Genomic DNA, 21,040 nt, shown 5'->3' on the forward strand with positions numbered 1-21,040 from the left:
CGCGCCTCCCGGCCGCCGGGAGTGGTGGCGGCGTCTAACGACACAATAACAAAACCGGTCTCTGCCGATACTGCGTTCGAGGCGTCCCCGCCGACGGGCCGCCGTTCGGACACTCGACGCGAATTCGGACACTCGACACGCATGGCGAACAACATAGTTTACGTAACGATAGACTCCATCAGGGCGGACCGAACCGGCGTCTCGGGGTACGACCGACCGACGACGCCGAATCTGGACGAACTCGCCCGAGACGGCACCGTCTGGACCAGAGCGGTCGCGAGCGGGATTCCGACGTACTACTCGTTCAAATCCCTCCTCGGTGGTGTTCCGGCGCTGAGTCACTCCCGGGACGTCGGGATACCGCCCGAGACCACGACGCTCGCGGAGGCGTTCCGGCGACTCGGCTACGAGACCGCCGGGTTCAACGCGGGGAACCCGTGGCTGACGCCCGAGCACGGGTACGACCGGGGGGTCGAGACGTTCCGGGACTTCCTGACCGACGACGACGGCTCCACGCAGGGCGGACTCGACGAACTGATACGGCGGGCCCAGTCACTCCTCGACGGCACAGCGGTGCTCGAGGACAAGCTCGGCTGGCTCGCCCGGACGACGTTCGCCGTGACCGACCGCACGCCGCTCGAACCCGCCGAGACGGTCACCGACCACGCGATCCGCTGGCTCGCCGGGCGCGAATCGTCCGACCGGCCGTTCTTCCTCTGGATCCACTACATGGACCCCCACTACCCGTGGGTGCCCCGCGACGAGGACCTCCGTCGCGTCGGCGCATCGGCCGTCTCGGACTTCGAGAAGGGGCGGCTCTGGCACGCAGTAGCACATCACGATAGCTCGACCGAGAACGCAACAGACGGCGCGCCCTCGATTTCGTCGTCCGCGCTCTCGACCATCGAGGACCTGTACGACGCCGAGGTCCGCCGGACCGACGAGGCGGTCGGTCGACTGGTCGGGGCGCTCCGGTCGATGGACGCGTTCGACGACACGCTGCTGGCGGTCGTCGGCGACCACGGAACCGAACTCGGCGACCACGGGGGCTTCAGTCACGGACCGCGAACGCTGTACGACGAAGTGACCCGGGTGCCGCTGGTGGTTTCAGGGCCGGGGGTCGCCACGGCCGAACGCGACGCCACCACCTCGCTGGTCGGGGTTCCCAGGACGCTACTCGATCGCAGCGGGGCGGAGCCGTCGCGGTCGCTCCTCGAATCCTTCTGCGGTACCGACGCGTTCGCTGCCGACGACGAACCGGTCGTCTCGGAGGTCGTCTACGACTTCGACCCCGCGACCGGCGCGAACCTCGACAACGACCTCCTCGTGGCGTGCTACGACTGGCCGTGGAAGCTCGTCCAGAACCGGGAGCTCGGCACTCACGAACTGTACGACCTCGACGCCGACCCGGACGAGCGCGTCGACCGGAGCGAGGCCGAGCCGCGAAAGGTCGACGACCTCCGGGAGGCCATCGCGGTCCACCGCGACCGCATCGAGCGACGCAATCGAACCATCGCCGAGCGGCGACGCGTCCGGCGTCGCCTCGCGGAACTCGAACGAGCGGGGGCGATCTGAATGCGATGGAGACCGCGCTTGCGACCGAACGACGCGAAGCCGACGGTGCTCATCGACGACATCGTTCGCGACTTCTGGGGCAAAACCACGACGCCGCGTTCGAACCGCGAGCACCTCGACGAGACGATGCGGTGGTTGTTCCGGAGCCAGGACGCCACGGAGACCGGCGGGTCGGCGGCCAGCTACAACCCCATCCTCGGCTGGGACGCCGCGTACCCGGAGACGACGGGGTATCTGATACCGACGCTGTACGAGTACGGGGCGCGGTTCGACTCGCCCGAGGCAACTCGGCGCGCTCGCCGGATGGCCCGCTGGGTGCTCGCGACCCAGACGCCGTCGGGCGGCTTCCCGCGCGGGGTCGCGCCCGACAGCGGAACCCCTCCGAGCGTGTTCAACACCGGCCAGATACTCCTCGGGTTGGTGCGCGCGTACGAGGAGACGGGAGACGACGAACTTCGAGACGCCATCGGGCGGGCCGGTCGCTGGCTGGCGTCGGTCCAGCACGACGAAGGCTACTGGGACGTCTACGACTACAAGGACGCGGTCCACAGCTACAGCTCCCGAATCGGCTGGGCGCTGCTCGCCGCGGGCGACGCGGTTGGCGAGGACGCCTTCCGCGACGCCGGCGTCGCGAACCTCTCGTGGGTCGCGAGCCGCCAGCGCGAGAACGGCTGGTTCGACGACGCGGGCTTCGAACCGGGTGACGCGCCGTTCCTCCACACCATCGCGTACACCGTCCGGGGCCTCCTCGAAGGCGCGGTCAGGGCGAACGACGAGGAACTGTTCGCCGTCGCCCGCGAGTCGGCCGACCGACTGCTGGCGGTCCAGGAACGCGACGGAGCGCTCCGGGGGGCGTACGACGCGGCGTGGAACGGGTCGTCGTACTACTGTCTCACGGGCAACGCGCAGGCCGCGGTCATCTGGCTTCGACTGGCGGAACTGACCGGCGACGCCCGGTATCGGTCTGCGGCCGAGCGCGAGGTCGAGTTCCTGAAGACCGTCCATCGGATCGCCGATTCGGACAGCCCGCCCGTCCGAGGTGGGCTTGCGGGTTCGCGGCCAATCTGGGGGCCGTATCAGCGGCTCCGCTACCCGAACTGGGCCGCGAAGTTCTTCGCCGACGCGCTGCTCGGTCTGGAAGCGGGTCTCGACCGGACGGCGTCGGCGCGGTCGAAACAGCGCGTCACCGAGCGGTGACTGTAAATCGTCAGTCGTTCACACCTTGTAGCCGAGATCGCGGAGTCGGTCGTCGACCTCGTCGACTTCGAACTCGTCGCGCTCTGGCGTCTCGCTGGTCACCGACTTGCGTTCGTCCGTCGGGATCTGTAGCCAGGGCACCCTCACCAGCTCCTCGTGATAGATGCCGGGATGGTGGCCGTACCCCCGAACAGGTATCGGCCAGTGGCGCTCGCCGAGCAGTTCCCCGTGGTCGGCGGTCACGACGGTCTTCCCCTCGACGTGTTCGACCAGTTCGGCCACGTGGGGGAGCGCCACGTCGAGCGTCTCCTCGTACGCCCGGCGGATGCGCGCGGTGGTGATGTCGGGCTTCTTCGCCAGTTGCGACAGCGTCGCCTGCCCGTACTGCGTGAAGAACTGCCGCGCGGTCGGCCCCATGAACGGCGTGTGCGGCTGGACGTAGTGGACGATGAGCCGCTTGTCGGGGTACTCGTCGTGGACGGCTTTCGCGTCCTCGGTCACCGGCTCGGGGTGGAACGTCTGGGTCCCGGGATCGCGGTACTTCTCGCCGTTCAACTCGACGAACTTGAACACGCTCGCGCCGATCTCGTCGCGGAGTCGCGCGTACCAGCTGTTCGCGGACGCGTAGACGGTGTCGTGTGCGCGCTTGCCCGCGAAGTTACCCCGCACGAACTCCGAGGTGGAACTGCCCCGCGAGATTCGGCTGCTCAGCGTGCCCGAAAGCTGGCCCGCAGCCACGTCAGCGAAGGTGTCGTACCGACAGGCGTCGAGGATGACGAGGTTGTCCCAGTCCTCCGCGAAGATGTCCATCCCGTCGACGTTGAACGAGCCGTCCCCGTTCGAGCTCGTCAACCGCGCGGCCTCGCGTGCCATCGCCTTCGGGGTCTTGAGACCGTGTTTGATCTGGGCTACGGAGTACATGGTTCCGTGGACTCCGGCGTCCGTCTACAAAGACAGTAGGGATAGCTAGGGACGACAAGTTCGTCCTAGCCGTGCCCAGGCAGAACGCTGCCCGGCGTATTCGGTCGTTGGGGCGCCCGCAGCACCCGGGCCGGGCGCCCACCCCCCCGCCCCGCCCACCCCCCCCCCCCCCCGCGCCCGGACGACCGCGCCCCGACGGCCGCGCCTCGACGGCGCGCAACCGCCGGGTCCGGCGCACCGCGGCGGTATCGACCCGTTACCGCCCGTGGACGCCGAACAGGGCCCCGTTAAACCGGGCGTCTCGTGCTAGCTCCACCTCGGCAGTCCGGTCGGACTACAACTGGCTGATGGAGGCGTCCGTGAACTGCTGGCCGTCGTGATACTTGATCGACGCGTCCTGCCAGCTTTCGCCGTCGTAGTGGTGCACGGACGGTGAGGTTCCCCCGACGAGGTCCTCGACGTACGGGACCTCGCACTGGGTGTTCTCGACCGTCTCGATCTGAACGCCCGACTCTTTGACGTTCGCCCCGTCGTTGTCGGTGGCGATCAGCGTCGAGACGGTGCCCGAACTGTCGCTCGTGGTGTCCTGCACTCCCGGATACCCGTTCTGTGTACCACACACCTGCATCTCGCTGACGTCCATCGTCGCGCCGTACGCGAACTCGACGCCGCCGTGGGTCTGGCCCGCACCGGTGGTGCAGTTGCCTATCGACCAGATACACGACGGGGTCGTGTAGTTGCTCGCGCGGAACGAGAACCCTTCCCCGCCGTTGCCCTTCGCGAGGACGTTGTCGAGCACTACGTCCGCCGAGTCGTTCCGCCCGGACGAGTAAAAGCCCATGTAGGTGTTGTTCAGCAGGGCGGTGTTGTGGATTTCCGTCTTGATGGTTCGATCCGTCGTCTTCATCCCGCGCTTGTTGTTGACCGAGATGCACCCGTCCACAACGACGCGGGTCCCGGAACAGTCGAATCCGATTCCTGCGTTACTGTTCGACGAGGACCCGCAGCCCCACGCCACGCACTGGATTAGGCGCTGGGAACCCTGACCGTCGTTCCCCATCGTGAACCCGTGCCAGTTCGTCGTGTTCCACGACGAGCAGTTCCGGAAGGCCATGTTCTTCAACTGCGCGCGAACGTTCGCGCCGGTGGCGTTGTGAACCCACGCGTTCTCGACGGTGATGGGGCCGTCGTCGTGTCCGTTGTGCGCGGAGGTCAGTCCGTACTTGCACCCGTTCGCGTTGAGACGTAGATTCGCTATCTTCACGTTCTGGACGGGACCGCCCGAGTCCTTGAGCGCGATACCGTACGACCCGAGCGCCTTGAACTCCGAGTCGGCTCCCTCGCCGACCAGCGTGACGCCGTTGGCCGACCGCCCGAGCTTGATTTCGCTCGATGCGGTCGTGCCCGCCGGGAAGTACACCGCTCCGCCGTCCGCCGCTGCGTCGGAGATCGCGCTGGTTATCGCACTCGAATCGTCCGACGAGCCGTCGACGGACGCGCCGTAGTCTCGAACGTCGTAGAGCGACCCGTCGTGGAACTCGTCGGGACTCCGGCCTTCCTGCGCACCGGCAGCCGTCCCCTTCGCGACCTCTGGAGTTGGGATGTTAGCCATGCAGACGTGGTTCCCCATGACTTCAATGTAAGTCTTATCTTTTAAGCTTGAACTGTGAGTCTCGATGGACGTCGCCGTCACTGTTCGCCGTCTCTGCTACCGCAGATTCTCGCGAGAAAATTCGGTAGCGGTGTTCACTCGACGCGACGGGGGACGTTGGCCCATCGGTGAGTGTCGATCCGCCGGGGTGTCGGCGCGTCGGGGAGTACTGACGCGTCGGAACTACTCAGGGATCTGGACCCAGAGGTCGCCCTCGGACGCGTTCTCCGGCTTCGACGACTGGACGTGGACGGTGCCGTCGAACCCGGCCCCGAGCGTGGCGAACTGCTGCCACTGGGAGCCGTCGCCGAGGTACACCGTCTTGGTGTCGGTCGCGACGAACTTCGCGCCTTTACGGGGTTCGTACTGCGATTTGTTTCCGTCCGCGTCGCGGATTTCGACGTCCTGATCTAGCTTCTCGAAGTTGGCGTTCAGCGGGGTGTGCCAGTTCTCCGTGCCCTTGGAGGGCGTTTGGTAGTCGTGGTTCATAGTGGGATATCGGTCGCGGCGTGCAGGCGTTGTCCTGCCTCTGCCCGATGCCAGACCTTCAATGTAAATCTTTCTCTTTAAGTGGTTTCTTCTAGATCGCTCACGTCTCAGGAGTCACACTGAAAATATATCGTCCCCGTCGGAGAGAGGTGCCGTAGAAGCCCTCTGTTCCGGAATGTGGAGTTCTCTATGCTTACGGCAGTTGACCCCATACGACGACTTCGAGGCATTTATGGTCGGCCCGGATGATTTTTAGCGCAGATTATAAGTCGACGACTGGCGTCTTTCTGCTCCGCCATGGCCAGACCGGATGTCGTGCTACTGTCAGTAGATAGCCTCCGATACGACGCGGTGTTCACCGGGCGAAACAGCGTGCGGACGCGACTATCCGGATTTCAGAAGTTGACCCACGACGGGGTCTCGTACGACGACGCGTGGTCGACCGCCTCGTACACCGTGGGGTCGATGCGTTCCATCTTGAGCGGATGCTATCAGTGGAGTTACGAGGGAGACCCGTACGAACGGGATCGACCGCACGTCGCCGAGCAGTTCGCGGAACTCGGCTACGACACCGCGGGATTCCACTCCAATCCGTTCTTGCTCGGTCGCAACGACTGGGATCGGGGGTTCGACTTCTACTTCGACGGGGGGTTCGAGGGGTCCGGGACCAGCGCGTGGGATTTCGCTCGCGACGTCGTTACGACGTTCGACGTCGCGAGCCGAGTGGCCCGGAAAGTGATGTCCCTCGTCGGCCAGCACATGGGGAGGGACGTTCGCGGAACGAGCGTCCCCTACATCCCGGCGGAAAAGCTCCACGAGCGGGCACTGGAGTGGGTCGACGGTCGGGAGAGGCCGGTGTTCCTCTGGCTACACTACATGGACGTCCACAATCCGTGGTACCCGCGGGATGGAACCGTTTCGGAGGACGTGGAGAAAAAGAGCCTGATGCGGAGTTTCTACAAGGCCCGCGAGAATCCGTCTTCGGTCACGGACGCCGACCGACGCAGGTTACGGACGGCGTACCGAGGGTCAGTCCAGCACTTCGACCGGAAACTCGATTCGTTCCTCGACGACGTGGAACGAGCGCTCACCGATCCGATAGTCTGTCTGACTTCCGATCACGGCGAGTTGCTCGGCGAAGGGGGCCAGTACTTCCACCCGCCGAGCGTCCATCCGAAACTCCTGAAGATCCCCCTCTTCTTCTCCGGGGCCGGTGACACACCCCGTGAACGACCTGCCGTATCCACTATCGACGTCCTCCCGACCTTGGTCTCGATGGCCGGTGGGGATGCAGTTTCAGACGTCGATGGGATCGACCTCTCTACCGACGACACCGCCGAACGACGGGAAATTTTCGCCGCGTCGAGTGACGAGGTCCGCGTGATCTCGGACGGCCGAAACTCCACTCACGACGTCTCCGAAGGGGAATTCCTCTCCGAACTGTCCCAGGCGGGCCGTGAGCACGTGGAAAACCTGAAAGCGTCTCGCGTCGACGGTCCCCGGATGGAGGTCGTCGAGGACGACGAACTCGACGAACAGCTGGAGGCGCTCGGGTACAAACAGTGACCGGATCGTAGCCGTTCGGCTCCCCAAATCTTGATGGGTCGGTCCGTCGTATCACCGGCGAATGACCACCGACGACGCCACCGTTCGGCTCCCGCCGGACCTCCGAGCCGAGTGTGAGCGCCGAATCGAGGGGACCAACTTCGACTCTGTCGAGGAGTACGTGCAGTTCGTCGTCGCCGAGGTGGTGAACGCCGACGTCGACCGCGATGGGGCGACGGTCGGGGAAGTCGAGTCGAAGGGTTCCAGGGACGAGTCGGACGCGGTGACCGAGCGGCTGGAGGGGCTCGGCTATCTGTGAATCGTTTCGATGGGACGACAACTCCCGCCGAGGAGTGACTCGCTCAAGGTCGGACTCACAACCGGTCTTCGATTCGCCGCTTGACGGTGGACCCGAACGTCGCGGACGTCTCTTCTATCGTCGCTTGCGGGTGAAGTTCCATCGCTCGCGCTAGCGCGTTGCTCACCCGCAGGTGGTTCCCGACGTCCAGCGGGCTGGTCCCCTTGACCGACTCGTTGAAGAGGAGCGACACCGCGGTTTCCACGCCGGTTCGCTTCGCGGCGTCCAGCCCGGCTCCTCCCCGGTGGGTTTCGGCGAACTCCCCGAGCAGTTCGAGGTAGCGCTCGACGAGTTCCACGGTCCGCTCGCGCGGGTCGTACGGCGCGAACTCCTCGGAGCCGCCGACGAGGACGCGCAACCGGCTCACCTCCTCTTGGGTCGTCTCGAACTCCGGAACGTACTCGCGTATCGTCCGGAGCGCGATCTTGTCGTGTTCGCGGAGCAAATCGACGAGGTTCTGCTGGTAGCGACTGTCCTCGTGGACGCGGTGGGCCAACAGCGGCTCCGGGATGTTCGCGCCCTGCGTGTGTTTCAGGACTCGTGGCCATAGCTCGTAGTCCTCGATCTCGGAGTAGTGCGGGCTGTACCGGAGGTCCTTGTCCTCCAGCACCCGCCTCCGCAGCAGAACCGTGGGGTGTCCGAACGGACAGTGGAGGAGGACGTTCCAGCGGATCTCCGCGTCGGTCTCCGGAACCGTGACCAACTGCGTACTCTCGGTCTCGTCGGCGAAGTTCTCCCAGTAGGAGCCGACTATCCCGACCTCGGGATGAGATTCGAGGAACCGCACCTGCTTCTCGATGCGGTCGCGCCGAGCCACGTCGTCGGCGTCCATCCGCGCGACGTACTTGCCGCTGCACATGTCGAGACCCTGATTGAGGGTTCTGACGAACCCGACGTTCCGGTCGTTCTCCACGTACTTCATCCGCGGGTCGTCGACGTTCCTGAGTCGCGCTCTCGTCCCGTCGGTCGACCCGTCGTCGATGACGACGAGTTCGAAGTCGTCGTACGTCTGGGTGAGGATGCTCTCTATCGCCTCCTCGACGTACGGTTCCTCGTTGTAGACCGAGATGAGAACGGATACGTCCGGAGAGCCAGTCATGAACCGTATAACCACAGCGAAACCGTTAACGATTTGCATAGACTTTCTGACAATTTCGACTCGTAGTCCTGTCTCGGTTCGCAGGCATCGAAAGTGACACAATAACTTTAGTCATGACTGCTGTCGATACGGTATGCGTCTCTGCGTGCTGACCGATCAGTATCCGCCGAATCATCGAGGGGGGGCCGCGGTCATCGCTGCTAATCTCGCGGAACGGTACGCCTCGCGCGGACACGACGTGACCGTCGTCACGGGGGTCGACGACGAAGCCGACGCGGGGCGGCGACGACGGAACGGGGTCACGGTCGAGTCGTTCGTCGTGCCGACGATTCCGCCGCTCAGAGCCTACTACAGCGTCTACCACCCGCTGGCCGTCCGGAAGGTCGACCGGATTCTCGACCGCTACGACTTCGACGCGGTCCACTCGCACGTGCTGAACAGATACCTCTCGCTCCACTCGCTGAAGCTGGCGAAGCAACACTCGCTGCCCGTCGTCCTCACGCACCACGACGCGATGAGCGTCGAGTACGGCAAACTGGTGCCGAACGAGCCTCCGAACGACGGCGACGCGGACCTGACGGCCTATCGCGTCAGCCCGTGGGAACAGCTAAAGCGCAAGCGGGTGTCGTACTTCCCGCTCCGGAACTGGCTCAACAAGCGGTATCTCAACGCGTACGTGAACGTCGGCGTCTCGGTCAGCCGGGCGCTCCACGACGCGCTGTCGGTCAACGGCGTCCGGAGCTCGAAGGTCATCCACAACGGAATCGACGTCGCGCCGTACGACGAGGCGGACCCGGCGACGTTCGAGGAGGAGTACGACCTCGCGGACTCGGCTGTCGTCCTCTACAGCGGACGCGCCAGCTACCACAAAGGGGGCGAGCACCTCGCGCGAGCCTTCGCGAGGGTCGCGGAGTCGTGCGAGAAAGACGTCCGGCTGGTCGTGACCGGGTCGAGAACCGACTTCGTGGAACGGATGCAACGGATCGCCGGACGCTACGGCGACCGCATCACGGCGACCGGCTGGATCGACGAGCCGTTGCTCCGGTCGGCGTACAAGGCCGCGGCGGTGGTAGCCACGCCCTCCATCTACCTCGACCCGTTCCCGACGGTCAATCTCGAAGCGATGGCCGCGGGGACGCCGGTCGTGTCGACCTGCTACGGCGGGTCGAAGGAACTGGTCGTGGACGGCGAGACGGGGTTCGTCGTGAACCCTCACGACATGGCGACGTTCGCGGCGAAACTGCGCGAACTCGTCTCGAACCCGGAGCGCCGCCGAGAGTACGGGGCCAACGCCAGACGACGCGTCGAGAACGAGTTCTCCCTCGAAGCGCAGACCGAGGCGTATCTGGACCTGCTCGAATCGCTGGCGTCGAATCGAGCTGCCAGTCAGTGAGATAGTTCCCGCTACGTCAGGTGCTTTCGGGAGACGCGGCGGAGTTGGTCCGCCACTTCCAGCCCCGTACTCCCGAAGACCGACAGCGCGAACTCCGCGGTCTTCAGCGGTCTGTCGGAAGGCGCGTAGTAGGCCGACAGGCCGTAGGACTTGATGGCCTCGACCGACCAGTCGTTCTCCGCCATCAGCTGCTCGGCTTTGGCCCGGTGTATCCCCGAGAGCGCCCGTTTTCTGACGTACTCGGGGTACCTGTCGTACAGGTCCGAGTACTCTGAGACCAGCTGGAGACGCGACTCGAAGTACTCGGGGGACGCGCTGAGGGAGTCTTCGAGGTCGTTCCGCGAGTAGATGAGCGGTTCGTCGACGTACTCGAACTCGGTGCGTCTGGCCATCTCGATCTGCAGCCCCACGTCGTCGGCGGCGTGCTCGTGGTCTACCGGCATCACCTCGTCGAGGAGACTCCGCTTCATCAGCATCGTGCAGTTCGAACAGGGCCAGAGCGCGTGCTGTAGCGCGTACTCCAGCACGTCGCCACGAACCTCGGGCTTCGGCGGGATGACCTCTTCCGTTTCGAGGATTCCTAACGCGGAGTAGACGACCCCGACCGAATCGGTGAACCGAGCGACCTGCGTGGTGAACTTGTCGGGTCGAAGCCGATCGTCGTCGTCCAGAAACTGGACGTACGCGCCGGTCGTGCGCTCGAAGCCGACGTTCCGCGCCGCCTGCGCGCCCCCGTTCTCCGCCAGCGGGACGTACGTCACCTCGTCGTACTTTTCGACGACCGGCTCGGCGTGTGCCTCTCCGGAGTCGTCGACGACGATCAGTTCTATCGGCCGGTACTCCTGTCGGTAGACGCTCTCTATCGCTTCCGCCAACGTGTCGTTCCGATAGTACGTCGGTACGATGACGGTCACCGCGTCCCGGTCCCCCGCAGTCAACGACGGCTGCTGGCCCCCCTCTGCTGTCATGATCTGATCGTCCACCTACTGTATCATCGGTACGGAATTAGTTCTTGTGCCACCCGTCCCGGGTCGATTCGTCGCTCGGGCAATAAAGAATATACGTTCTGTTATCTACCTTCGTGTAGATGCTACAGTTCGCGATTATCGGTGCCGGGACCGTCGCCCAGATCCGATACATTCCTGCGGTCGACGAACTATCGAACGCGAATCTCCGGTGGGTGGTCGACGTGGACGAGCGACGCGCGAAGTCGGTCGCCGAGGAGTCCGGCGCTGGGGGGTACGCGACCGACTACGAGGACGTGCTCGGGGAGGTCGACGCCGCGATCATAACCACGCCGCCGCGATTCCACGAGGAGATCGCCGAGGCGTGCATCCGCGCGGGGGTGGACGTACTGACGGAGAAACCGGTGGCGATGTCGAGCGAGGACGCGGAGGCGCTGGTCTCGCTGGCGGACGAGCGCGGCGTCCACTACGCCATCTCCCGCCAGTACAGGGAGTCGCCCGCCTGCCGCCTGCTCAAACTGTTCTCGGACAACGGGGCGGTCGGCGAGCGCGAGCGGTTCGAGATCCGGTTCGGCGACGAGACCAACTGGGAGTTCGCGTCGAACTACCGACTCGACGAGCGGCTGTCCGGTGGCGGGGTGCTCACGGACAAGGGCCCCCACGCGCTGGACGTGGTCCTCTGGATACTCGACGAACCGATCACCGTCGAATCGTATCGCGACGACAGCTTCGGAGGGCTGGAGGCGAACGCGGAGATCGAACTGGCCTCGACCGCGTCCGAGACCGTCGTCGACGTGGAGCTGAGTGCGTCGCGGAATCTGACCAACAGCGTCCGGATGGTCGGTACGCGGGGCGAGATCACGGGCGAACTCGGCGGCGTGACCGCGCAACTGCACGACTTCGAGACCGGCGACCGGACCGTCGTCTCGCCCGGCGAGTCGAACCCGCCGACGAAGCCGTACGAGCGGATGGCCGCGCAGGTTCGCCGGTTCGCCGAGTCCGTCAGCACGGGCACCGTCTCGTACGTCCCGGCCGAGACGGGCGTGACCGTCAGCCGACTGGTCGAGGAGTGTTACGGGAGCCGCGAGCAGCTGACGAACTCGTGGGAAGCGACGGGGATGGAGCCGGTCTCGTCGGTGTTCTAACATGGCCGGAACGACGGTGTTCGTCACGGGTGCTGGCGGGTTCGTCGGGAGTCGGCTCGCCCACCGACTCGCGCTGGGAGAGGAGATGGACGTTCGCGCGCTGGTCCACAACATCTCCGGGGCCAACTCGATGCGGCTGGGTCGGCTGCCGATAGAGATCGAGGAGGGGTCGGTGCTCGACCGCGAGCGAGTCGCCGACCTCGTGTCCGACTGTGACGCCGTGGTCCACTGCGCACACGGGGACGCCGAGACCACCATCGACGGGACCCGAACCGTGCTGGAGGCGGCCGAGCAGGCCGGCGTGGAGTCGTTCGTCCACGTGAGCAGCGCCGCGGTCCACGGCCACGAGGTCGACGGCGAGGTGGTCGAGTCCTCGCCGCTCGACCCCGACACGGACTACGCGAGGCGGAAGGCCAGGGCCGAGAAGGTTGTCCAGCGCGCCGACGAGCGCATGGCGCTGTCTCCGACCGTGTTCCGGCCCATGATCGTCTACGGACCCCACAGCCGGTGGGTGACGACCCCGGTCGAACAGCTCCGGCAGGGGACCGTGCTCGCCGATGGCGGCGTCGGGGCTCTCAACCAGATCCACGTGGACAATCTGGTCGACGCCGTCGTCCTCGCGCTGAACGACCCCGCGGCCGACGGCGAGGTGTTCCTCGCAGTCGACGACGATACGGTGACGTGGAACCAGTACTACGCCGCGCTCGGCGAGGTCCTCGGCGAGCACCCGCCCGTGAAATCGCTGTCGTGGCGCGAGATACGCCTCAAGGAGAAGACGTGGTACCTGCGGGACAGCGTGGTGCCGCCCGCCCGGTTGTTCGCGTACCTCTTCACGTCGACCGACCTCCGGGAGCGGGCGTTCTCGGAGATCAAGGAGACGCCGTGGGCGAAGGCCATCTACCGCTCGCTGCCCGAACGGCTACAGGACGCCGCCGTCGACCTCGTCTCGCCGGACGGCGGCGGAGGCTCGCTGCCCGCGTCCGGCTCTAACGGCGATTCCGCTACCGACCCAAACTACGAGATGCCGACCCGCAACGTCCTCCGGATGCAGTCCGCGACCGGAACGCTATCGAACGAGAAGCTGAAGGAGACGCTCGGCTGGGAGCCCCGCGTCTCGTTCCCGGAGGCGATGGACCTGCTCGCCGAGTGGATGGAGTACGAGGAGTTGGTCTGACTGGGCTCCCGTGAATCGGGGACGCTCGCAGTCCAGAGTCGGTAGAAAGCTCCTGTCCGGTCACAGTCGTTCAGCGGGATATCTGGCGCGCGAAGTCTGCGCGCGCCAATATCCCGCTGACTCTTGCCCACTTCGCGCTTTGGCTCGCCACGAGGGCTCGCCAGCGCGCCCCTGTCGGAGGTGGCACCGAGTGCGTCCCTGCCGGTTGTGACATCGAGCGCATCCCGGTGGTCTGTGACACTTTTCGAGGGGCAGTCGAACGTCTCGGACTACCGAGGGTTACGACTGCGTGGCGTACAGTTCGGCGTACTTGCCGTCGTTCGTGACGAGTTCGGCGTGCTCACCGGCCTCGATGACCCGCCCGTTCTTCATCGTGTAGATGCAGTCGGCGTTCTTGACCGTCGAGAGCCGATGGGCGATGACGATCATCACGTGGTCGCGGCTCATCGCCTCGATGTTCGAGTGGACCTCGCTCTCCAGTGTGGTGTCGAGGTCGCTGGTCGCCTCGTCGAGCACCAGCACCTCCGCGTCCTTCAGCAGCGCGCGGGCGATGGCGATGCGCTGGCGCTGGCCGCCCGACAGCCTGACCCCGTCGTCACCCAACACGGTGTCGAGCCCCTTGGGCAGGTCGTCGAGGAACTCGGTCACCCGCGCGGCCTCGCACACCTCCCTGATCTCCGACTCGGTGGCGTCGCGGTTCCCCACGGTGACGTTGTACCGGAGCGAGTCGTTGAAGATGAACGGGTTCTGGCGGACCACCGAGACCTGCTCGCGCCACTCTTCGAGGTCGAACGACGAGATCGGGCGGTCGTTCGCGGTTATCCGCCCCCGATTCGGGACGTACATGCGCGCGAGCAGCGAGACGATGGTCGACTTCCCGGCCCCCGACGAGCCGACGAACGCGAGGAACTCGCCGCGCGAGGCGGTAAAGGACAGGCCCTCGAGGACGGTTTCGCTCTCCTCGTACGCGAAGTATACGTCCTCGAAGGCCACCTCCTCTATCGTCGCGGGAACCGGTTCGCTCCCGTCCTGTGGCTCCTGACGCTGTTCGAGCGCCTCGACGAACTGCTGGGTCCGGATGAGGTGTGGCAGGTCGCCCTCGGCCTGATAGATCAGGTCGTTCAGGGAACTCAGTCGCGGCGCGAGCCGGAACATGGCCATCAGGAACACGCCCAGCCCGGCCAGCGAGAGCGACGAGAACACGAACGCGGCGTAGATGAGCCCGAAGACCGTCAGCGCCGCGGCGAGCCGATACGCATTGTTGATGACAGCCTTGTTCCGCTGGAGTTTGATGCTCGCGGTCTCGTACTGCCCCGCGGCCTTGTCGAAGTTCGAGAACAGCTCGCCGCTCAGGTTGAACAGCTTCACGTCCCGGATGCCCTGCGTGCCCGCCTGCACGGCCTCCTGGACTCGCTCGTTGGCGTTCGCGACGCGCCCCCCGACCGAGTAGCCGGATTCGAGGACCGACCGGAGGATGTAGAGGAACACGCCGAGGACGCCGATGGTGAGCAGCGTGAGCCGCGGTGCGAGTACGAACGCGAGCACGAGGTAGATGACGGTGAGCAGCGCCTGATTGATGAGCATCGAGAGTCGCTGGATGAGCCGTCCGGAGTACCGCGCCTGGGTGACGATGGCGTTGAGAATCTCGTCGGACCCCTGGGTGTCGAAGTACGACACGCGGGTGTTCAGCGAGTTCTCGAACGCGACCGTCTGCATGTGCCTGACGTACTTGGTCTGGAGCGTCGCGCGCATCCAGGCCGACAGGAACGTGACGACGTACCGCAGAATCACGACGACCGCCGCGCCCGCTATAATGGTTTCGAGCGTAAGCGGGAGTCCGACGAAATCGTAGACCGTGACGAACGCCCCGAGGACGCCGCCCTGACTGGTGAGACTCCCGTCGGACTGTGCGACCTCGATGATGGGATAGAGGAAGCTGAGTCCGATCCCCTCGAGTACGGCGGCCATCATCCCCGTCACGACGATGATGGCGGCCAGATCCGGACGGAATTTGATGACTGTCTCGATAGTGCGTAACTTCTGTCGCCAAGGAATGTTCTCGTCTATATCTTCCATATGTCCCCCAACGGCCCTGTCCCGATAGTCGACCGCCACGTACAAATGTATGGTTGCTGTTCGCGGCCTGCGCCCGGGCGAAACGGCTGCTTACCCGGTCTCGGAAGGAGTATCCCGACTCGGAACGGTCGAGTCGACCCCCGGCGGGCTGTGGAACGGCGATGATCGCGTTTCGAGACCTAACCGGGCAAGAAGCGTCGCGAGCGTCCGTTGGAAAACCCCCGCGAACCCCCGAGTTAACCGCCCTCTCACCCGAACCGAAACGGACCATTACGCTGTACACGAACTCGAAGGTATTTGTGGCGAAATAGCGAATCCGGGTGGGAAATGAGAGTTCTCTGCGTCGCGACCCACCCCGACGACGAGATAATCGGCGTCGGCGGAACCCTCGCGCGACACGCCGCCCAGGGCGACGACGTGCACGTCTCTATCCTGTCCGAGGCAGAACCGGCACGCTACGACGAGATCACGCCAGAAGTCGAGGCCAAGATGGCCGAGCGGCGAGACTGCACGCGAAACGCCTGCGCGGCGCTCGGCGTCGACTCGGTGACGTTCCACGGGTTCCCGGACAACGCGTTCGACGACATTCCACTGCTGGACATCGTGAAGGCCGTCGAGGACGAGATCCGGGCCCACGACCCGGACGTCATCTACACGCACCACTACGGTGATCTGAACCTGAGCCACGAGTTGACCTGCCGTGCCGTGGTCACCGCTGCCCGACCGCTCCCGGAGTCGAACGTGAGTTCCGTCCTCGCGTACGAGACGCTGTCGACCTCCGAGTGGTCGGTCCCGCACGTCGTCAACGCGTTCCAGCCCTCCACCTTCATGGACGTCTCAGAGTACCTCGACCGCAAGCTGGACGCGCTCACGGAACACAGCACGGAACTCCGCGAGCATCCCCACCCGCGGAACGTCGAGAACGTCCGCCGGAACGCGAAGCTCTGGGGCGCGAAGGCCGGCGTCGACGCGGCCGAGCCATTCGAACTCCTTCGGGAAGTCCGGTAGCGGTTCCTTCTCTCGGGGGTCGTCCGAATTCGCGGCGGCCCTACCCGGCCTACTCCGGCGACGCGCGTCGCCGGAGTAGGCCGGGCAGGGCCGCCAGACTGTCTATCGTCGCGTCAGGCTCCTCGGGGTCGGACTCCGGAGCCACGTCCGCGTACTGGCCCTTCATCACTCGGACCGTGTACATACCGAGGTCGTTCGGGCGCGCGAAGTCCAACTCCGGTCTGTCGCCGACGTACGCCATCTCCGACGGCTCCACGTCGAGCGCGTCGCAGAGCTCCCGGAACGGCTCGGGATCGCGCTTGGTCGCGTCCCCGTCGGCCGTGACGACCACCGCGTCGAAGTACGAGGCGATGGCGAGCCGCTCCAGTTTCTCGCCGCCGTTCGTCCCGCCGGTGAGGAGTCCGAGCCGGTAGTCGTCGAGGCTCTCCAGCACGGGCACCGTCTCCGGGTACGCGACGAGGTCGTCGTCGTGGTCGTGGTACGCGGCGACGAGTTCGGGAACGAGGTCCGGGGAGAGGTCGCGAGCGTCGAGGACGTGATCGAACGTCCCCTCCCGGATGTCGCGCCGGAAGTACGCCTTTAGAAGGTCTTCCCGAGCGTCCACGCCCGTTCTGGATTCGAGGGCGCGGGCCGCCGCCTTGAGCCCGGCCCGCACGTACTGGCGGTCGTCGAACAGCGTCCCGTCGAGGTCGAACCCCACCGCCGTGACCATACTGTCCTTCCGACCGAGAACCATACAACTGTTTTCCCCGCACGTGCGCTGTTCTCTGTTTCGGCTTTTTCTCCTCGTTTCAGACACCTCACTCATACTTTCGCGCCTCTCGGGAGTTAATCGATTTTGCCAGCGGTCCAATCTCGTGCGAAGGTATACGGGCGCGTCCGGCGTACCAACCCAGGCCAATGGCGACGGTGCTAGTCACGGGAGTGGGGAGTACTGGGGGAACCGGCACGATTGGGGCGTTGCAGGACCACTCGGACCACGAGGTGGTCGGGGTGGACATGGACCCGACGGCAACGGGGTTCCATCTGGTCGACCGCGGGCGGGTCGTGCCGCCGGCCAGCGACGACTCGTGGCCGGTCGAGATGGCCGCGGTCGTCGACGAGTTCGACGCGGACGCGGTCGTCCCGCTGGTCGACGAGGAACTGGCGAGGCTCTCGGAACTCGACGAGCGCCTCCCCGACGAAGTCGGTCTGGTCGCGCCGCGCCAGTCGGTCGTCGACGACACGCTCGACAAGTACCGGATGGCGCGCCGGCTGGCCGACGCGGGCCTATCGGTCCCGACGACGAGGCTGGCGAGCGAGGTCGTGGAAGGCGGTTCCGAGGACTTCGATTCGGACGACCTCGCTCCCGACGACTTCCCGGTCGTCGTCAAACCCCGGCGCGGCCGGGGCAGTCGCGGGGTCGCGAAACTCGACTCGCTCGCGGCCCTCGAAGCCCACCTCGCCGAGACCGACCGAGTGGCAGAGGACCTCGTGGTTCAGGAGTACGTCTCCGGGACCGAGTACACGACGAGCGTGGTGGCGACCCGGGACGACCGACTGCTCTCCATCGTTCCGAAGGAGGCCATCGCCAAGGAGGGGTGTACCGTCCGGGGCGCGACCCGGCTGGAGCCGTCGGTCATCGCGTCCTGCAAGCGCATCTTCTCCGCGCTGTCGCCCGGCGGGCCGATCAACGTCCAGCAGCTGCGCGACGACGAGACGGGCGAGGTGTACACCATCGAGATCAACCCCCGGTTCTCCTCGACGGCGTGTCTCACGGTCGAGGCGGGCGTGAACGAACTCGACCTGCTCGTCCGGGACGCGCTGGGCGAGCGCGTCGAGGCTCCCGAGGGGTTCGAGGCCGACCTCCACCTCGTGCGCTACACGGACGAGCTGTACGCGTCCGAGTCGGAGCTCAGGACGCCAGCGCCGAAACAGCCCAATAATCCGGATTGGGCCTGACCTTCCGCCGTCGTAATACCGCAGTACCTCACGGGACGAAACTGAACGATAGTGACGCTTTATCCGGGTCGTTCGGGTAGGTATCCCGAACTTTCGAGAATGACGAGTACACCATCTATCGCAGTCGTACTTGGGACGCGCCCGGAGATAATCAAGTGCGCCCCCATCGTCCACGAGTGCGAGCGACGGGACTACCCCTACGCGGTCGTCCACACCGGCCAGCACTACTCGGACGAACTGGACTCGGTGTTCTTCGAGGAACTCGACCTCCCCGAGCCCGACTACGACCTCGGCGTCGGCTCGCGCCCGCACGGCCGACAGACCGGCACGCTCATCGCCCAGATCGAGCCGATTCTGGAGGACGAGCGGCCCGACGCGGTGCTGGTGCAGGGCGACACCAACTCCGCGCTCGCCGGCAGCATCGCGGCCTGCAAACTCGACACGCAGCTCGGCCACGTCGAGGCGGGCCTGCGGAGCTTCGACAGGGACATGCCAGAGGAGCTCAACCGGATTCTGGCCGACCACGCCTCGGACTACCTGTTCGCTCCGACGACCGAGTCCGAGCGACTGCTCCAAAACGAGGGCATCCCGGACGAGCGCATCCACGTGACCGGCAACACCGTCGTCGACGCGGTCCAGCGCCACGCCGACATCGCGGCCGAGGAGAGCGACGTGCTCGACGAGTTGGGTATCTCGGGCTTTCGATACGCCGTCCTGACCGCCCATCGCGCCGAGAACGTCGACGATCCGGACCGCTTTCAGTCGATCCTCGACGGCGTGGGCCGGTTCGCCGCCGACCGGGGCGTCCGCTGCATCTACCCCGTCCACCCGCGGGCCGAGAAGCGCATCGCGGAGTTCGACCTCTCGGTCCCCGAGGGAATCGAACTCGTCGACGCGCTGTCGTACCTCGACTTCCTCCGTCTCGAAGACGAGGCGCTCGTCGTCTTCACCGACTCCGGCGGGGTCCAGGAGGAGACCTGCATCCTCGGCACGCGCTGCGTGACGGTCCGGGACAGCACCGAGCGCCCGGAGACGCTCTCTGTCGGTGCGAACATCCTCGTCGGAACGGACGCCGAGGACATCGCATCTGGAGCCGCCGAGATGCTCGACCGCCCGGTCGACTGGGCGTGTCCGTTCGGCAACGGGACGGCCGCGGCCAACATTCTCGACGCCGTCTCGGCGGACGTGCTGGCGGAGGTAGCATGAGCAGAGTCTGCGTCCACGGACTGGGGTACATCGGCCTGCCGACCGCGGCGATGCTGACCAGCAACGGCCACGAGGTCGTCGGGTTCGACACCTCCGAGCGCGTCCTGGACCGCATCGAGCGGCTGGACCTCCAGTTCGACGAACCGGAGCTCCGCTCGCTGGTGTCCGACGCGCTGGATTCGGGCGACCTCGTCCTCGCGACCGAGCCCGAGACGGCCGACTACCACCTCGTCTGCGTGCCGACGCCGCTCGACGCGAGCGGCGTCGGCACGCAGACGGACAATCGAACCGAACTACGAAAGCGGGCCGACCTCTCGGCCGTCGAGGCCGCCTCGGACACCATCGCCGACGAGTTGCGGCCCGGCGACACCGTGATCGTCGAGTCGACCGTTCCGCCGGGCACCACCGCCGAGACGGTTCGGCCCATCCTCGAAGCGAGCGGACTCACCGCGGGCGAGGACTTCAGACTCGCGTACTCGCCCGAGACGGTGCTACCTGGGGACGTGGCCCGCGAGCTCCGCGAGAACGACCGCATCGTCGGCGGCGTCGACGACGGGTCGACGCGCTCGGCGGTCGAGTTGTACGACTCGTTCGTCGACGCGACCGTCTACACCACTACCGCGACGACCGCCGAGTTCGCCAAGCTCGCCCAGAACACGTTCCGGGACGTGAACATCGCGCTCGCCAACGAGTTCGCCAAGCTCGCCCGGGACTACGGCATCGAGTCGCGGGAGGCTATCCGACTCGGGAACACTCATCCACGGGTCGACATCCACCGGCCCGGCCCCGGCGTCGGCGGTCACTGCGTGCCCGTCGACCCGTGGTTCCTCGCCGAGCACTCGGACCGGACCGAACTCCTCGAGTGCGCGCGGCGGGTCAACGACGGGATGGTCGGCTACGTCGTCGAACTCGTCCGGTCGCACCTCGGCGACCTCGACGGCCGCCGGATCGCCGTCCTCGGCGTCGCGTACAAGGGTAACGTCGCCGACGTGCGCCAGAGCCCGACGCTCCGGCTCGCCCACGAACTGGTCGAGACGGGCGCGGACGCCAGTTTTCACGACCCGCACGTCGAGGCCGATTCAGTCGCACAGTCCGAGCGCGTGGCACTGTCGTCGCTGTCGGAGGCGACCGCGAACGCCGACGCGGTCGTGATCATGACCGACCACGACGAGTACCGAAACCTCGACCCCCAGCGGATGGCCGAGCGAATGCGGACGCCCGTGATGGTCGACACCAAGGCGATGATCGACCGCGACGCGTGGACCGACAGCGGGTTCGACGTTTCGCAGGTGTAGCA

18 protein-coding genes are annotated in these 21,040 nt (G+C 65.9%); 11 read left to right on the forward strand and 7 right to left on the reverse strand.

The features are described 5' to 3' along the window. Positions 1-141: 141 nt before the first annotated feature. The gene (locus DPQ64_RS14630) at positions 142-1,575 is read left to right on the forward strand and encodes a sulfatase (protein WP_198662147.1); all 1,434 of its coding nucleotides are present in this window, start codon (positions 142-144) and stop codon (positions 1,573-1,575) included. A gap of 18 nt (positions 1,576-1,593) precedes the next feature. Then, on the forward strand, positions 1,594-2,772 hold the full coding sequence (locus tag DPQ64_RS14635) for a prenyltransferase/squalene oxidase repeat-containing protein (RefSeq protein ID WP_157971728.1): 1,179 nt from the start codon (positions 1,594-1,596) through the stop codon (positions 2,770-2,772). An 18-nt stretch (positions 2,773-2,790) separates the two neighbouring features. Here the strand turns inward: DPQ64_RS14635 and DPQ64_RS14640 are convergent, their stop codons facing one another. From DPQ64_RS14640 to DPQ64_RS14655, 3 genes are all read right to left on the reverse strand, one after another. Beyond that, on the reverse strand, positions 2,791-3,693 hold the full coding sequence (locus tag DPQ64_RS14640) for an alkaline phosphatase family protein (RefSeq protein WP_157971729.1): 903 nt from the start codon (positions 3,691-3,693) through the stop codon (positions 2,791-2,793). 334 nt (positions 3,694-4,027) lie between these two features. Next, the gene (locus DPQ64_RS14650; protein WP_157971730.1) at positions 4,028-5,305 is read right to left on the reverse strand and encodes a glycosyl hydrolase family 28-related protein; all 1,278 of its coding nucleotides are present in this window, start codon (positions 5,303-5,305) and stop codon (positions 4,028-4,030) included. 222 nt (positions 5,306-5,527) lie between these two features. Then, on the reverse strand, positions 5,528-5,833 hold the full coding sequence (locus DPQ64_RS14655; RefSeq protein WP_115865061.1) for a hypothetical protein: 306 nt from the start codon (positions 5,831-5,833) through the stop codon (positions 5,528-5,530). A 297-nt stretch (positions 5,834-6,130) separates the two neighbouring features. On the opposite strand from DPQ64_RS14655, the gene DPQ64_RS14660 reads away from it, so the two are divergent. Together DPQ64_RS14660 and DPQ64_RS14665 are read left to right on the forward strand one after the other, a co-directional pair. Beyond that, the gene (locus DPQ64_RS14660; protein ID WP_115865062.1) at positions 6,131-7,399 is read left to right on the forward strand and encodes a sulfatase; all 1,269 of its coding nucleotides are present in this window, start codon (positions 6,131-6,133) and stop codon (positions 7,397-7,399) included. A 61-nt stretch (positions 7,400-7,460) separates the two neighbouring features. Next, on the forward strand, positions 7,461-7,697 hold the full coding sequence (locus tag DPQ64_RS14665; RefSeq protein ID WP_115865063.1) for a CopG family transcriptional regulator: 237 nt from the start codon (positions 7,461-7,463) through the stop codon (positions 7,695-7,697). Between the two features lie 55 nt (positions 7,698-7,752). Here the strand turns inward: DPQ64_RS14665 and DPQ64_RS14670 are convergent, their stop codons facing one another. Further along, on the reverse strand, positions 7,753-8,835 hold the full coding sequence (locus DPQ64_RS14670) for a glycosyltransferase family 2 protein (protein ID WP_157971731.1): 1,083 nt from the start codon (positions 8,833-8,835) through the stop codon (positions 7,753-7,755). A 133-nt stretch (positions 8,836-8,968) separates the two neighbouring features. On the opposite strand from DPQ64_RS14670, the gene DPQ64_RS14675 reads away from it, so the two are divergent. Further along, entirely contained in the window at positions 8,969-10,228 is a 1,260-nt protein-coding gene (locus tag DPQ64_RS14675) for a glycosyltransferase family 4 protein (protein ID WP_115865065.1), read from the forward strand. 11 nt (positions 10,229-10,239) lie between these two features. On the opposite strand, the gene DPQ64_RS14680 is transcribed toward DPQ64_RS14675, so the two are convergent. Continuing rightward, complete coding sequence (locus tag DPQ64_RS14680) at positions 10,240-11,196, reverse strand: glycosyltransferase family 2 protein (protein WP_157971732.1); 957 nt, start codon at positions 11,194-11,196, stop codon at positions 10,240-10,242. Positions 11,197-11,315: 119 nt separating this feature from the next. Here DPQ64_RS14680 and DPQ64_RS14685 point away from each other — a divergent pair, with 119 nt between their 5' ends. After that, positions 11,316-12,338, forward strand: coding sequence for a Gfo/Idh/MocA family protein (locus tag DPQ64_RS14685; RefSeq protein ID WP_115865067.1), 1,023 nt, complete (start codon positions 11,316-11,318; stop codon positions 12,336-12,338). A gap of 1 nt (position 12,339) precedes the next feature. Beyond that, positions 12,340-13,512 carry an NAD-dependent epimerase/dehydratase family protein gene (locus DPQ64_RS14690; RefSeq protein WP_115865068.1) on the forward strand — a complete coding sequence of 391 codons (1,173 nt, stop codon included), beginning with the start codon at positions 12,340-12,342 and terminating at the stop codon, positions 13,510-13,512. 279 nt (positions 13,513-13,791) lie between these two features. On the opposite strand, the gene DPQ64_RS14695 is transcribed toward DPQ64_RS14690, so the two are convergent. Next, the gene (locus DPQ64_RS14695) at positions 13,792-15,588 is read right to left on the reverse strand and encodes an ABC transporter ATP-binding protein (RefSeq protein ID WP_115865069.1); all 1,797 of its coding nucleotides are present in this window, start codon (positions 15,586-15,588) and stop codon (positions 13,792-13,794) included. A 327-nt stretch (positions 15,589-15,915) separates the two neighbouring features. Between DPQ64_RS14695 and DPQ64_RS14700 the strand changes: the two genes are divergently transcribed. Further along, positions 15,916-16,596 carry a PIG-L deacetylase family protein gene (locus DPQ64_RS14700; RefSeq protein ID WP_115865070.1) on the forward strand — a complete coding sequence of 227 codons (681 nt, stop codon included), beginning with the start codon at positions 15,916-15,918 and terminating at the stop codon, positions 16,594-16,596. 49 nt (positions 16,597-16,645) lie between these two features. Here the strand turns inward: DPQ64_RS14700 and DPQ64_RS14705 are convergent, their stop codons facing one another. After that, positions 16,646-17,308 (reverse strand): HAD family hydrolase, encoded by a 663-nt coding sequence (locus tag DPQ64_RS14705; RefSeq protein ID WP_157971733.1) that lies wholly within the window; start codon positions 17,306-17,308, stop codon positions 16,646-16,648. Between the two features lie 188 nt (positions 17,309-17,496). Here DPQ64_RS14705 and DPQ64_RS14710 point away from each other — a divergent pair, with 188 nt between their 5' ends. The 3 genes from DPQ64_RS14710 to DPQ64_RS14720 all read left to right on the forward strand — a co-directional run bounded on the left by DPQ64_RS14710 (position 17,497) and on the right by DPQ64_RS14720 (position 21,038). After that, positions 17,497-18,537: an ATP-grasp domain-containing protein gene (locus DPQ64_RS14710; RefSeq protein ID WP_115865072.1), complete on the forward strand. Its 1,041-nt coding sequence runs from the start codon at positions 17,497-17,499 to the stop codon at positions 18,535-18,537. A gap of 99 nt (positions 18,538-18,636) precedes the next feature. Beyond that, the gene (wecB, locus tag DPQ64_RS14715) at positions 18,637-19,743 is read left to right on the forward strand and encodes a non-hydrolyzing UDP-N-acetylglucosamine 2-epimerase (protein WP_115865073.1); all 1,107 of its coding nucleotides are present in this window, start codon (positions 18,637-18,639) and stop codon (positions 19,741-19,743) included. Beyond that, the gene (locus tag DPQ64_RS14720; protein ID WP_115865074.1) at positions 19,740-21,038 is read left to right on the forward strand and encodes a nucleotide sugar dehydrogenase; all 1,299 of its coding nucleotides are present in this window, start codon (positions 19,740-19,742) and stop codon (positions 21,036-21,038) included. Before wecB ends, DPQ64_RS14720 begins: the two co-directional genes overlap by 4 nt. Positions 21,039-21,040: the final 2 nt, after the last annotated feature.

Source organism: Halorussus litoreus, assembly GCF_003382685.1.
Classification (GTDB): domain Archaea; phylum Halobacteriota; class Halobacteria; order Halobacteriales; family Haladaptataceae; genus Halorussus; species Halorussus litoreus.